This is a genomic window from Aeromonas hydrophila subsp. hydrophila ATCC 7966 (genome assembly GCF_000014805.1).
Classification (GTDB): Bacteria; Pseudomonadota; Gammaproteobacteria; order Enterobacterales; family Aeromonadaceae; genus Aeromonas; species Aeromonas hydrophila.
In genome coordinates, this window is the sequence record NC_008570.1 from 2,750,503 (window position 1) to 2,764,831 (window position 14,329).

General features: G+C 64.0%; 10 protein-coding genes. 3 read left to right on the forward strand and 7 right to left on the reverse strand.

Annotation, left to right across the window (positions count from 1 at the left end; all coding sequences use genetic code 11):
- The 4 genes from amoF to amoC all read right to left on the reverse strand — a co-directional run bounded on the left by amoF (position 1) and on the right by amoC (position 6,977).
- A complete protein-coding gene (gene amoF, locus AHA_RS12505; protein ID WP_011706307.1) occupies positions 1-3,102 on the reverse strand; it encodes an amonabactin biosynthesis non-ribosomal peptide synthetase AmoF in 3,102 nt (1,033 codons plus the stop codon).
- Entirely contained in the window at positions 3,099-4,022 is a 924-nt protein-coding gene (amoB, locus tag AHA_RS12510; protein ID WP_011706308.1) for an amonabactin biosynthesis bifunctional protein AmoB, read from the reverse strand. The genes amoF and amoB overlap by 4 nt, the downstream gene beginning before the upstream one ends.
- A 23-nt stretch (positions 4,023-4,045) precedes the next feature.
- Complete coding sequence (amoE, locus tag AHA_RS12515) at positions 4,046-5,707, reverse strand: amonabactin biosynthesis (2,3-dihydroxybenzoyl)adenylate synthase AmoE (protein WP_011706309.1); 1,662 nt, start codon at positions 5,705-5,707, stop codon at positions 4,046-4,048.
- 76 nt (positions 5,708-5,783) lie between these two features.
- On the reverse strand, positions 5,784-6,977 hold the full coding sequence (gene amoC, locus AHA_RS12520; protein WP_011706310.1) for an amonabactin biosynthesis isochorismate synthase AmoC: 1,194 nt from the start codon (positions 6,975-6,977) through the stop codon (positions 5,784-5,786).
- A gap of 325 nt (positions 6,978-7,302) precedes the next feature.
- Here amoC and AHA_RS12525 point away from each other — a divergent pair, with 325 nt between their 5' ends.
- Entirely contained in the window at positions 7,303-7,854 is a 552-nt protein-coding gene (locus tag AHA_RS12525; protein WP_011706311.1) for a lipoprotein, read from the forward strand.
- Between the two features lie 145 nt (positions 7,855-7,999).
- Positions 8,000-10,000 carry a hypothetical protein gene (locus AHA_RS12530; RefSeq protein ID WP_011706312.1) on the forward strand — a complete coding sequence of 667 codons (2,001 nt, stop codon included), beginning with the start codon at positions 8,000-8,002 and terminating at the stop codon, positions 9,998-10,000.
- A gap of 77 nt (positions 10,001-10,077) precedes the next feature.
- Here the strand turns inward: AHA_RS12530 and glgC are convergent, their stop codons facing one another.
- Positions 10,078-11,352, reverse strand: a complete 1,275-nt coding sequence (gene glgC, locus AHA_RS12535) for a glucose-1-phosphate adenylyltransferase (RefSeq protein WP_011706313.1) — start codon at positions 11,350-11,352, stop codon at positions 10,078-10,080.
- Positions 11,353-11,540: 188 nt separating this feature from the next.
- Between glgC and AHA_RS12540 the strand changes: the two genes are divergently transcribed.
- Positions 11,541-13,181, forward strand: a complete 1,641-nt coding sequence (locus AHA_RS12540) for an EAL domain-containing protein (RefSeq protein WP_011706314.1) — start codon at positions 11,541-11,543, stop codon at positions 13,179-13,181.
- Here AHA_RS12540 and AHA_RS12545 read toward each other — a convergent pair.
- Both AHA_RS12545 and AHA_RS12550 read right to left on the reverse strand, forming a co-directional pair.
- The gene (locus tag AHA_RS12545) at positions 13,144-13,638 is read right to left on the reverse strand and encodes a hypothetical protein (protein WP_011706315.1); all 495 of its coding nucleotides are present in this window, start codon (positions 13,636-13,638) and stop codon (positions 13,144-13,146) included. The two genes, AHA_RS12540 and AHA_RS12545, sit on opposite strands and share 38 nt — an antisense overlap.
- A gap of 168 nt (positions 13,639-13,806) precedes the next feature.
- Positions 13,807-14,169: a DUF2750 domain-containing protein gene (locus AHA_RS12550; RefSeq protein WP_010674427.1), complete on the reverse strand. Its 363-nt coding sequence runs from the start codon at positions 14,167-14,169 to the stop codon at positions 13,807-13,809.
- Positions 14,170-14,329 lie beyond the last annotated feature (160 nt).

Below are 14,329 nucleotides of genomic sequence, written 5' to 3' on the forward strand. Positions count from 1 at the left end.
TCACCACACCATCTCCACGCTCTCTTCGTCCTCGGCAAGCAGGCCGTCGAGGAAACGGCAGAAGTCATCGAGGCGCGGGTGATCGAACACGTCGGAAACCTTGACCTGCACCCCGAACTCGGCGCCGAGCCGGTTGACTATCTGGATGGTCTGCAGGGACTGGCCCCCCAGTTCGAAGAAGTTGTCGGCGGGCGCCATGGTGGCGAGCCCCAGGATCTGCTGCCAGATGGCGCCGACCCGGTTCTCGGTCTCGCTGCCCAGGGTCAACGCTTCGCCCCCCGCCTGGTAGGCGGCCAGCAGGGCCTTGCGATCCAGCTTGTTGGAGCCGGTGCGGGGCAGCTGGTCATAGTGGCGATAGTCGGTGGGGATCATGGCGGCAGGCAGCACCCTGGCCAGCTGCGCCTTGATGACCCGGCTGTCGCGCTCCGGCCCCGCCACGAAGGCCACCAGCCGGCGCACGCTGCCGATGCTCACCCCCTGCACGCAGGCCTCATCCACCCCCGGCAGGGCCAACAGCTGGGCCTCCACCTCGCCGGGCTGGATGCGATAGCCGCTTATCTTGAATTCGTTGTCGCGCCGGCCGAGGTAGACCAGCCGGCCAGCCACCAGGCGCACCCGATCGCCGGTGCGATAGACGGGCATCAGCTCCGCGCCAACCCGCAGGGTGCCAAAGCTCCCTTGCACGCCCCCCACATAGCCATTGGCCAGCTGCGGGCCGAGCAGCACCAGCTCCCCCTCGTTGGCGGGTTGCTCCCCCGCCCCCAGAATGAGCGCCTGCATGCCGGGCAGCGGCAGGCCGATGGGTAGCTGGGCCTGGCTCGGATCTTCCTGCTGCAGCTCCTGAGTGGTCACCACCACTGTGGTCTCGGTGGGGCCGTAGGTGTTGAACAGGCGCACATCGGAGCGGCCCTGACGCTGCCACTGGGCCAGCTGCTCGGGATAGACCGCCTCGCCGCCGATGATGACGGTGGTAAGCTCGGCAGGAATGTGGGCCTGACCCGCCGTCAGCGCCACCACCCACTCATTCCAGAACGCGGTGGGCAGGTCGAGGTGGGTGATCCCCATCTGCTCCACCCCGGCCGCAAAGGCGGGCATGGATTCGAGCAGGGCGTCGGTGCGCAGCACCAGGGTGGCACCGGCGCTCAAGGTGGCGAACACCTCCTCGATGCTGGCGTCGAAGTTGAAGGGGGCGAATTGCAGCATCCGCGCGTCTTCATCCAGGTGATAGCGGCAGCGGGCGGCGGCGGCGAAGTGATCCAGCGCGCCGTGGCTGACCGCCACCCCTTTGGGCAGACCGGTCGAGCCCGAGGTGAACATCAGGTAGGCGACGGCGCGGCCGGCGGCTGGCTGGTTCAAGCGGTTATCGCTCACCAGATCCCCCGCCAACAGGGTGCGCCCCTCAAACAGGCTGGCCAGCTTGTGGCGGTACTCGGCCTGGGTGATCAGGGTCTTGACCTCCCCCAGCCGCAGAATATGGCCCTGACGTTCCAACGGCTGCTCGGGGTCGAGCGGCACGTAGACGGCACCTGCCAGCAGCACCGCCAGCTGGGCGAAGATGGCCTGAGGGGTGCGAGCCAGCATGACCCCCACCTTGTCGCCGGGGGCGACGCCTGCGGCCTGCAGGGCGGCCGCCATCTGTTCAGATCTGGCCAGCAGCGCCTCGTAGCTGAAGCGGGCCTCTCCCTGCTCCGTGCTCTGAATCAAGGCGATCTTGTCCGGGGTCTGGGCGGCGAAGTGGCAGAGCGCCTCCAGCACCGGCCGTGCCTTGATCACTTCATGGGCGGGGCCAGCGATCAGGGCGCTGGTCCGCTGCTCGGCCAGCCAGTCGGCCTTGAGCGTTCCCAGGGTCTGGGCAGGCTCGGCCAGCCAGCGGCCCAGCAGGGCAAACAGGATATCGGCGATGGCAGCCAGATCCGCCTGACAGTAGCAGCCGGGGTTGGCGTCCAGATCCAGCCTGGGCTGGCCATCGACGCCAACCTGCACCTCGATGGTGAGATCCTCAACCGGGCCGGCGCTGATGTTGAGAATATGGGCAGATAGCGGCCCGAAGCGGCGAGCGTGATCAAACGGCATGATGTTGACCAGCGGGCCGAACAGGCGCTTGTCGCCCCCCACCAGGCCAAGGTCGCGGCGCAGCAGCTCGTAGCGGTAGTGCTGGTGTTTGCGCACCCCGCGCTTGGCCTTGGCCACGGCGCCGGCGGCTCCCGCCAGACTCAGCCCCTCTTCGAGCTCCAGAGCAAGGGGGGTAATGTTCATCTGCATGCAGGGCACGGTCAGGGACGCCGAGCCGATGCGGTTCATCATCATCAGGCCGAGCAGGGTCTTATCCTGGCCGCTTGACAGCGACAGCTGGGCAGAGAGGCCGGCCAGCAGCAGATCGGGCCAGCCCAGCTTGTGCTCGTCGGCAAAGCCGGTCAGGGATTGCCACAGCGCCGCCGGCAGCGGACGGCTCTCGCGGATAAAGTCGGCGGCAATCGGTGCGCGGGTCTCGCCAAAGGACTTCACCTCGGGCCAGCCTTGCAGCTGCTCCTGCCAGAAGACGCGAGCGGCAGCGTTCTTGCCGCTCTGCTCGCGGCTCGCCTCTTCCGCCAGCACCTCCGCCAACGAGCCGAAGGGCGATGGGGAGTTCATCTCACCGGCCAGCCCCTCTGCATACAGCTCGGCGATGCGCTGGAACAACAAGGTGGTACCAAAGCCGTCGAGGGCGATGTGGTGCACGCAGCTGTAGAGATAATCGCGGCCGGGGCCGCGCAGCAGGGCAAAGCGGCAGGGCGCCTCTTGGGTCAGCTCGAACGGACGGCGCAGATCGGCCCAGGCCCAGGCGCGGGCCAGCGTCTCGTCATCGCGCTCGAGGGAGACCTCTTCATAGGCCAGGGGCAGCTCATGCGAGACGAAGCAGACCGCCTCCTTATCGTCTTCGAAGTAGCCCTTGAGTGCCTCGCACTCCCCCACCGCTTTGGCAAGGGCTGCGGCCAGCACGGCCGCCTCGACCTTGCCGTCGAAGGCGATGCACTCGGCGGTGTTGAACATCGCCTTGTCGTCGTTTAACAGATGTCCGGACCAGAGCCCCTGCTGGGGAATGGTCAAGGGGAAGCGGTTCATGGGGCCACCTCCAGGGCCTGGGCTGCCAGCTTGGCCTCGATGAGGCGCCACCAGCCGTTGAGGGTCGGCAGCTTGGCGAGATCCACGAAGCCGAGCTCCACCCCGGCGGCGCGCCACTCGGTGAGCAGGGCCATGATCCGCACCGAATCCAGACCGTAGTCGATAAGGTTCTCGTCGGGGTCAAACTCCCCCTCGTCCTCGTCGATATGGCTCAGCAGCCGCGCCTTGAGCCCCTCATACGTCAGCAACGGATTGGTCAGGAGCGGATTAGTCTGGGCGGCAGAAGCGGCAACCGGCGCAAGCGCCAGCACCTCCTCGCAGGGGATCACCTTGCCGCAGCGGGTCGCCACGTAGTCGAGCGCCATCTGGTGATCGGCCAGGGAGAAGTCCGCCACCCCGTCCGCCAGGAAGAAGGGCTGGATGTCGCGCATGAAGGCGTCGCAGGCGGTCATCATGCAGCCGATATGGCCGTAGATGCCGCCGATGATCAGCTGATCCCGCCCCAGCGCTTTGAGCATCTGCTCCAGCTCGGAGCGCTGGAAGGCGCTGTAGCGCCACTTGACCAACACGGTGTCGTCCCGCTCCGGACGCAGCGCCGCCACCACCTGCTGCAGCTCGGGGCTCTTGTTCAGACCCGGGCCCCACATGTCGTTGAGCAGGGCGCGATCTTCAGGGGATTGATCCTTGGGCTGGGCGGTGTAGAAGACCGGGATGCCGAGGGCCTTGCACTGCTTGCGCACGGCGGCCAGGCGCTCAGTCAGGGCCGCAATCAACGGGCTGTTTTCGCCATAGAAGGCGGTGAAGTACTCCTGCATGTCGTGGATCAGCAGGGCGGCACGTTTGGGATCCAGGGACCAGTCGACCTTGTTGGCCTTCCACTGGCTGGGCATGGCGTAATTGTTCAGGGTTGGGATAGCCATAACGTCATGATTCCTTTTTAGTTTTATGCTGTTGTCAGGGGATTGCCGGCGGCTATGAGGTGCGCAATGCGCGCCCGCAGCCCCTGCTTGTCAATCTTGCCCACCGCCGTCATGGGCAGGGCATCCAGGGTTTCGAAACGGTCTGGCAGCTTGAAGTCCGCCACCCCGCGCTCGCGCAGAAACTTGCGCAAGGCCAGCGGCTTCAAGGCGGGATCCGTGCTGACGATGAAGGCACAGCTCTTCTCCCCCATGGCGCTGTCGGGCATGGAGACCAGGGCCGCATGGGTGATGGCCGGATGGTGCAGCAGCTGGTTTTCCACCTCTTCCGCCGCGATCTTCTCGCCGCCCCGGTTGATCTGATCCTTCTGCCTCCCCACCACGGTGAGGTAACCATCGGCATCCTGTACCACCAGATCGCCGGAGCAGTAGAAACCCTCGGCATCGAACACCCGGGCGTTGTGGGCCGGGCTCTGGTAGTAACCGCGGAAGGTATAGGGGCCACGGGTGTGCAGGGCGCCAGGCTCGCCGGGGGCGACCGGGTTGCCCGCCTCATCGAGGATGCGCACCTCGTCGTCCGGGCTCATGGGGCGGCCCTGGGTGTGAATGACCTTCTCGTCGGGGTCATCCAGCCGGGTGTAGTTGACCAGCCCCTCCGCCATGCCGAACACCTGCTGCAGCCGGCAGCCGAGTAGCGGCCCTATCTTGCTGGCCACCGCCTCCCCCAGCTTGGCGCCGCCCACTTGCAGCAAGTCGAGGCTCTCGAGCTGAGTGCGCGCAGTGGGGTCCGCTTCCGCTGCCTGCAGCCAGAGCGAGACCGCCGGCGGCACCAGCGAGGTGAGATTGACCCGGTGGCGGGCGATCAGCGGGAAACAGCTGATGGGGCTGGGATCGGGTGCGAGCACCACGGCGCCACCCGCCTCGAATACCCCCAGGGCGCCCGGGGAGCTCAGGGGGAAGTTGTGGGGCGCCGGCAGGGCGCACAGATAGCGGGTGTGGGGCCCCAATTCACAGATTTCATTGCTGCGGCGCACGCTGTACAGGTAGTCGTCATGGGTGCGGGGGATGAGCTTGGGAGTGCCGGTGCTGCCACCGGAGAGCTGGAAGAAGGCCACCTCGTCCGCCGGGGTCGGGCCAGATTTCACCGGCTCACCCTCAGCACCCTTCGCCAACCAGTGGGTCAGCCCCAGTTCCCCACTCTCGCCATCCAGTAGCACCAGTTCGGCGCCTATGGTTTTCAGCAGCTCGCTCTCGCGTCCCTTGCTCGCAAACAGCGGATGGGCCAGCGAGCCGATAAAGAGGCGCGGTGTGATCTGCTCGGCATAAGAGAGGAGCTCCAGCCGGTTGTGGCTAAAGAGCGCGTTGACCGGCGCGATGCCGGCCTTGAGCAGGGCGAAGAACACCAGATAGAACTCAGCCACGTTGGGGAGCTGCACCAGCGCGGTATCCCCCGCCCCCAGGCCGTGGTGAGCCAGATTCGCGGCCAGCCGGCTCGAGGCGGTGTCCAGCTCGCGATAGCTGAAGCGGCGCTCGCCGCAGAGGATGGCCTCGGCGTCGGGGGCCAGTTCGCACTGACGCGCCAGCATGGCGGTCAGCGGCTCGCCACGCCAATAGCCCTTGGCGCGGTACTGCCGGGCCAATTCCTCGGGCCAGCGGGTATAGGGCAGGAAGCGGTTGGACTGGGTCATTGCGCTACCTCCGGACTCAGGCCCAGGGCTTGCAGATTCGGCTGCCCACTCTGCCAACCCAGATATTGACGCTGGCTCATTGCGCTACCTCCAAATCCAGGCCCAGGGCTTTGAGCATGGTCCCCAGCTTGGTGCCGGTCTCGGCCCACTCCATGGCGGGATCCGAGCCCGCGACGATGCCGGCGCCAGCAAACAGCTCGACCTGATGGCCGTCGAGCACGCCGCAGCGGATCACCACGGCCCACTCGCCGTTGCCCTGGCTGTCGCACCAGCCGACGATGCCGCTGAACAGGGCGCGCCGGAAGGGTTCCTGTTCACGAATGAACTGACGGGCCAGATCGGTGGGATAGCCGCACAGGGCCGGGGTGGGATGAAGCTGGCAGGCAAGTGATAGTACCGATGCCTCGCCGCCATTGAGCCGACCGGCGATGGGGGTACCCAGATGCCAGAGGGTATCCGTGCTCATCAGCGAGGGATGAGCGGGGATCGCCAGCTCGCGGCAGTGGGGCGTCAGCACCCGGCGGATCTCGTCGATCACCAGACGGTGCTCATGCTGATCCTTGCGAGAGGCCAGCAGATCCCGGGCCACCATTTCATCTTGCGCCGGCTCGCTCGCCCGACGAGCAGAGCCCGCCAGCGGATGAGTGAACACCTCTCCCCCGCTGACCCGCAGCAGCAGCTCGGGGCTGGCGCCAAGCAGGCGGCGGCCCTGGCCGAGCGGCAGGGAGAAGTGGAAGGCGTGGGGATTCTGGGCCATCAAACGGGCCATCACCTGCTTAGGGTCGGCGGGCTGGTGCAGGGTAAGGGTGAGTTTGCGCGACAACACCACCTTGGCGAGCCGGCCTTGTGCAAACGCATCCAGCGCCGCGCTGACCGAGGCCTGGAATTCGCTGGCAGGCGGGGTGCTCTGCACCGAGATGACCCGGTTGGTCTCAATAGCCTGCTCTGCCATCGCCGCTGTTGCCGGAACCTGTGCCAGCGGGACAGGGCGATCGCCCCGCTCATAGCGGCCGGGCACATAGAGGCAGGAGGCTTCCGCCGGGTCAAACGCGAAGGCACCGATCAGCAGGGGGTTGGCCTGGCCGGCGGCGCTGGCCGCTGCCAGCGCGTCGGCGATCTGTTGCTCTAGCAAAGGCCATTCACAGGCGGGGGTGGTGATAGGCTGGCCCAGGTCAGTGGCACTGAGCGTGCCCTGACCCGAGGTAAACAAGAATTCGGGCGAAGACGCAGCCTGGGCAGGCGCGCTATTTTCCATCACAAGAGTATCCACGTTACACCCTCAAATATGATTCAAAATGATAATGATTATCAGTTTGTATTTGTGCGGCGGTAAAATACTCGCTTTGAAATCCCCCGGTCAATGGGATTTTTATGCCGATAAAACTGGAACTTATCTGTGGATATGGCGGGTGCCACGGCTGCTGCGGCCCACCGTGCAGGTCCGGCCAGCCTTGCCCGTATGAGCACCGCAGCCAACCCCCCATATGAGGCTGCGACAAAAACCGCGGGCTCGCCGCCCACGCTGGCAGCGAACGCCATTTCCCCCTAAGATGGCGCCATCTTTATGACCATTGCCTCAACCCACGGGATCCTCGATGTTAAAGCACCTGCTTCTGCTCCCCCTCAGCCTGCTGCTGGCCGCCTGTTCACTCACCCAGTACAACGTCAGCGAAGGGGAGATCAACCAATACCTCAAAGAGAGGGTCGCCTTCGAAAAGCAGCTGGGGATCCCCGGTATCATGTTGAGCAAGATCCGCCTCGACGAGATGCAAAGCCGCATCGGTCGCCGCCAGGCCGACCGGGTCGAACTGGATGCCGCCGGCGATCTGCAGGTAGCGAGTCCCCTTGGCAGCCAGCAGATGAAGATCCGCCTCTCCCTGAGCGCCCGCCCCGACTACGTGGCCGAGCAGGGCGCCATCTACCTGCGCGATCTCGAGCTCATCTCGGTCAAGACCGAGCCGGCCGACGTGGGCACCGCTCTCACTCCGCTGCTGCCCACCTTCAACCAGTCGCTCTCGCTGTTCCTCTCCCAGACCCCCGTCTACCGGCTGGACGGCAGTCGCAAGAACGAAGCCAGGATCAAAGATAAAGTCGAGGCGCTCAAGGTGGAGCCCGGCCGGCTGGTCATCCCCTTCAAGCTGCTCTGACCCCCAACCGCGCCCCTCTTCTCTTCAACTCCAGGGGCGCGGTTTTTTCTTCTCAAGCTCCCCCCTTTGCCTCATAATGCACACCATTCTCATTTAGATTCATGAGAAGCGTCATAATAAAATCAAACATATGGTGAGAAGGGACATGAGAAAAACCGTACTGGTTCAGGCGATCGCCTGCGCGATCCTGAGCGGCGCCGCACACGCCGCCGTCAAGGTAGAAGACAAGACATTCAACACCGCCGCCAACATGCTGGCCTACACCGAGTTCGAGCTCTCCGGCGAGCCGCTGGCCGAGGCCCTCGGTCTGGATCTGGATGTACTGGACGCCAACCGCGCCGATGAGCCGACTCCGTTCGACTTCGCCGCCGGCATCGAATCCTACGAATACTCCGAAGAGGCGATGTACGCCCTCAACTACCAATCCGGCATGGGCCCCCATCTGGTAAACGGGCCGCAAAACCAGGCTCGCGGCGGCACCATGGCCTCCCTCGGCCAGCGGGTGCTGGCCATGGCCGAGGCGGTCGGTTTCCCGGCCGATGAAGTGCCGCAGGGCATGTATCCCCTCTCCCTGCCCTACTCCTCCGCCAACCCGGAGTTCGCGCAAGCCGTCAACGCCACCCCGGTCAACGGTGACCAGATCACCATCAAGACCGCCAAGGGCAACGAGAAGAGCGTCAAGACCCAGGTACCGGCCTACTTCCGCGACTACGCCACCCTGCGCTGGAGCGGCAGTGACAACCTGCTGGTGCCGGCGGCCGTGGGCGGCATCCTGCTCAAAGAGGTGATGTGGTCCCAGGACTTCCTCGGCGGCATGCACGTGGCCGAGACCGATGAAGAGGTGGAAGCCGCGTCCGCCACCATGGATCAGGACGGCAAGCACAAGCTGGGGGTCTCTGCCGCCGACGGTTTCAACGGCATGATGCTGACCGAGCAGTCCATCGACAAGCTGGCCATCCTGCAGGGTCAGCTCGGCTTTGACGGCAAGCAGCTGGGTGCCAAGATCACCCCGCAGTACGATCCGGCCAAGGGTATCGTCTACTTCCCCCATCAGGTGAAAGTGACCGAGACCGGCAAGAACGACGTCGGCGCCATCGGCAAGCTCGAGGTGGTGGACGGCTCCGCCCAGCTGCGCGACGCCTGGATGATGCTGTGGCCGCTCTCCGAGTTCTACGCCTTCACCGATCAGCGCAGCGCCAACACCAACCAGAACCCGGCCTTCCATGCCGTGTTCGACGGTGCCCCGTTCGCCGCCACACCTGCCGCCAACAAGGGCAGCGATGCCGCCAAGCTGGTGGCGGGTGACGATGCCTTCTCCCTGGCACTGAACCTCTCCGGCATGGTGTTCAAGAACCTCAATGCCCTGCACTTCGAGCCCAAGGCCGGTACCCTGGTGGACAGCTGGCAAGCAGGCAAACAGGGCAAGCACGTCACCACCTTTGACGCCGCCTACAGCCTGGTCGCCCTGCAGATCTTCCAGCGCGCCCAGGATGCGCTGCCGGTCGGTTACGCCGCTGGTGACAATGGCGAGCTGAACCTGAAGACCGCTCAGGGCCAGCAGGCGCTGGTGCTCATTCGCCAGCAGGCCGACTTCATCCTCGCCAATCTCAAGGGCAAAAATGGGCTGGTGCACGATGGGATCACCCTGGGTGGCAAGCTCGATGCCGGCCAGTCCATCGACGCCCAGTTTGCCGCCATCCGCGGCCTGACCGCCGCCTTCCTGGCGACCTCGGATGCCAAGTACCGCACGGCGGCGCGCGAGCTGTTCATCGCCGCCGACAAGGCCTACTTCAATGCCAAGGCCGGTACCTGGCTCGCCGGCAAGCAGGGCGAATACACCCCCTGGACCCAGGCTGCCATCTCCGGCGCCCTGCGCTCCGCCATGCTGAACCTGCGCAACGAAGGCGGCGAGAAAGCCCCGGTGCTGGAGCTGGCCCAGCTGACCCAACGCTACGTGAGCTGGTTCCGTGGCACCGTCAACGGCGGCATGCAGATGGCCGAGTGGATCGGCGACTCCGGCGAGAACGTCATCGAAGGGGCCGGTGGTGACACCGACGAAGATGGCGTCCCGCAAGTCACCGCAGCCGGTGGCAAGCACGGCACCGCCATGGTGATGGCCGCCAAGGCGCTGATCACCGAGAAATAATCAGCCACTCGCTGAATAGAAAAAGGGAGCCATATCGGCTCCCTTTTTAGTTGTGGCGTCTGGCGTTGGGCGTGACATCACCCCAGCTTGGCCAGCATCTCCTTGGTCACCAGCACGATACCCTGCTCGGAGCGATAGAAGCGGCGGCTGTCCTCGTCGGCGTTCTCCCCCACCACCAGCCCGTCGGGCAGCTTGCAACCCTTGTCCACCACCACCCGCCGCAACCGGCAACCCGAGCCAATCTCGACGCCGGGGAAAATGATGGCCTGATCCAGGGTGCAGAAGGAGTGCACCCGCACATGGGTGAACAGCACGGAGTTGAGCACGAAGGAGCCGCTGACGATGGAGCCCCCCGCGAACATGGAGTTGATGGTCATGCCGTGCTGGCCGTTTCTGTCCTGCACGAACTTGGCCGGCGGCGTCATGGTCTGGCTGGTCCAGATGGGCCAGTTCTCGTCATAGATGTCGAGCTCGGGCACCACGGAGGCGAGATCCATGTTGGCCTCCCAGAATGAATCCAGGGTACCCACGTCGCGCCAGTAGGGTTTCTGTCCCTCCTTGGCCCCCACGCAGGACATGGTGAACGGGTGGGCAAACGCCTTGCCCTCCCCCACGATGCGCGGGATCACGTCCATGCCGAAATCGTGTTTGGACTCCTGGTTGTGGATGTCCTCTTCCAGCAGCTGATAGAGGTACTCCGCCTCGAAGATGTAGATGCCCATGGAGGCCAGGGAGACGTTTTCGTTGCCCGGCATGGCGGGCGGATTGGCCGGCTTCTCCACGAAGGCGCGGATCTTGCGCTGCTCGTCGATGTCCATCACCCCGAAGGCGGAGGCCTCCGCCCGTGGCACCTCGATGCAGGCCACCGTCACCTTGGCGCCGAGGCGCACGTGATCGAGCAACATGGCGGCGTAATCCATCTTGTAGATGTGATCCCCCGCCAGCACCACTATGTATTTGGGGCCGTAGTCACGGATGATGTCGACGTTCTGGTAGATGGCGTCGGCGGTGCCGCGATACCAGTGCACCTCGTCCACCCGCTGCTGGGCGGGCAGCAAGTCGATGAACTCGTTCATCTGGTAGCGCAGGAAGGACCAGCCGGATTGCAGGTGGCGCAGCAGGCTGTGGGACTTGTACTGGGTCACCACCCCGACCCGACGGATGCCGGAGTTGATGCAGTTGGAGAGCACGAAGTCGATGATGCGGAACTTGCCGCCAAAATGGACGGCAGGCTTGGCGCGGTTGTCGGTCAACTGCTTCAGGCGACTGCCCCGTCCCCCCGCGAGCACCAAGGCCATACTCTGGTTCAATAGTTGCCGTGCTTTGGCAGTATTTACGGGTTCTAACAACATAATTACCTCTGCCTTGTTTTGGTCCATTTTCGATTCATCTTCGCCTGTTTCCGGCGCCATGAAAGTGGTTTCACTCACATTTAACTGATTTCAATTGGCCCTTTTCCAGGAGTTGAGCGGGATCTCATGCTTTGCGGCGCGAGCTTGGTTAGAATTTCAGCATCAACGACATCATCAAGGATGACACCATGTTGAACAAGCTCGGGAGCAACCAGCTGCTGGTGATCGCTCTCCTCTGTGCTCCCCTGCTGCTGTTGCAGGGGCTCTGGCTCGCCTTCACCAGCACGCTGCTGACCCTGCTTATCATCCTCGCCACCAGCCTGCTCGGCTTCGGCTTGCTGAGCATGCTGACCCTGCGCCTCCAGCAGGCAGAGCGCAGCCACCAGGAGCAGGTGTGGTGCCGGGCGCTGCAGCTGCGCGACCCCACCTGCCTGACCACCCCCGAGGCCCAGGCCGCCCTGCAGCAGCTGCTCGCCCACTTCAACGAGGCCGAGCGCGATGCCCACCGCCAGATCAGCGAGCTGCACAACCAGGCGACCCAGGACGAGCTGACCCAGCTGCAAAACCGCCACGCCTTTCGCCGCGACATGACCGAGCTGCTGCAGCGGGATCAGGACACCCAGACCGCGACTCTGGTACTGATCCGCGCCACCGAGCTTGGCAAGCTCAACGCCCAGCGCGGCTTTCAGTCGGGGGATGCCTACATCAAGGATATCGCCAATATCATCACCAGGGTGGTGAGCCGCTTCCCCGGCCATCAGGTCTATCGCATCTCGGGGGCCGACTTCGCGGTGCTGGTGCAGCCCGTCGCCAATATCCCGCCCCCCCTGCTCGGGCGGGATCTGAAGATCGCCTTCGATCACTATCAGCAGCAGCATGAACTGGAGAGCGCCGCTTACTCCGGGCTGACCCGGCTCAGCAGCGGCCAAAAGATAGAGGCCATTCTGGCCAGGGCGGATCTGGCGCTGGCCCGCGCCCAGACCGAGACGGTCAACGGCTGGGCCATCCAGCAGGATGACAGCGTGGTAGAGCTGCAGGGGCAGCATCACTGGAAGCTGGTACTGACCGAGCTGCTGGAGCAGGAGCGCATCAGCTTCACCTACCAGCCGATCCAGCCGATGCACCGCAGCATGCTGGCCTACAACGAGATCTACACCCGTTTCAGCAGTGCCGACGGCACTGTGCTGCCCACCGACACCCTGTTCGCCATGGCCCAGCGGCTGGACATGGTGATGCGGCTGGAACAGATGCTGGTGACCCACGTCATGCGCCAGTACCGGGCCTTTGGCTCGAATCAGAGTCGCTGGGGCATCAACCTCTCCAGCAACCTGCTGCAAAACAGCGCCTTTCTGATCTGGCTTGACCGGCAGCTGCTCAACGACCCCAACACCAGCGCCAACCTGGTGTTCGAACTGGATGAAGAGCATCTGGAGCGCAATCTGACCGGGGCCAAGCGGGTGTTCGAACTGCTCAGGCGCAATGGCAGCCGCTCCGCCATCTGCAACTTCGGCAAGGGGATAGGGTCATTCAACCTGTTTCGCGAGCTCAAGCCCGACTACATCAAGCTGGATCCCGCCCTCATCACCGGGCTGGAGCAGGATCTGACCAACCAGCAGTTCGTGCGGATGATCGTCGACGTGTCACACCGGATGGGTTGTCAGGTGATTGCGGAAGGGGTGGAGCAGCTGGGTCAGAAGCAGCTGCTGCAGGGCATGTATGTGGACGGGCTGCAGGGCTATCTCATCGCCAAGCCCCAGCAGCTGCGGCCGGATATCAGCCAGCTCGGGCTGTTTACTGAGGATGCTTCAACTTCAACAGAGTCAGAATGATGTCGTTGAGCTGGCGATAGCGCTCCAGCTCCTTCTGATCGTAACGGGTCGCCAGGGTGGTGGGATTGTGGCGATTCTTGAGGTAACGGTTGATCTGCAGCCGGTTGAAACCCGCCACCTGATAGACCTGCCCCAGCAGGGCATTGAGCTCTTCGTGTTCAAGACCGGCCTTGGCGAGGTAATCCTCCTGGGCCGGGCTCTCCAGCTGGCAGTTCTGCTTGGCGATGCGGCCGGTCTCCTGCAGATAACTAAGCCACTGCTCCAGGTAGAGCGGCTTGCAGCCCGCCAGCAGATTGAAGAAGCCCACCGCATCGCAGCGGCAGTCGGTCAGCAGCAGTACCGCCAGTTGATCGTCATCGCAGCGGAAGGTGACGGGGCCGCTCTGCCCCCAGTCCAGCGCCTGAACCCGGATCTCGGCTCGCGCCCCTGCAACGCCGGTGACGTCGAATACAAACATGGCTCCTCCCGCTCGGCAAAAGGTTGATGATGGACCATCCCTCTGACGGGTGCAAAGCCAAATCGCCTTTTCATTCAGTATTCTGCAAGCCGGCCATAAAAAAACCGACATCCTCGCGGATATCGGTTCTCGTCAGACGGGCCAAGACCCGGCTCAATGCAGTGTGGTTCAGGCGTCCAGTTCCACCAGCGCCTTGGCCAGCTCGATGGGTTCGAGCTCCTGCCCTTCCAGATCGGCGTTCCAGTTCGGGCCGACCAGCACGTCGTCTTCGTCCAGATCGTTGATCCAGATGTCGAGAAACTCTTCCAGCTCGATCACTTCCGGCTCGTAATCGGCCCACTCGTCCACGCAGTGCAGGCGGGCATCCCCTTCGGCAGACCAGAGCGGCATCACGTCGGCATCTTCGAACTCGGCAGAGCGGCAGACGACCCAGTCTTCACCGTAACGCAAGCCCCATACCTGACCCGACTCGCGGACTTCTTCGATGAACAGTTGGAAATTGGCGTCAAGATTGTCAGTTAACTTACTCATGGGGCTCTCTCTCTATCGGGTGCTGCGGCCACGGCAGTGCCGAGTGGCAATGCGGTGGCCAAATGGTGTCGCAAAAGTGACATGGACTCAAGCATCTTGGGGTTTATCACACAAAAAACTGCCCGCGGTCGGGTTTTACCTGACAAAACGCCTCCCGAAG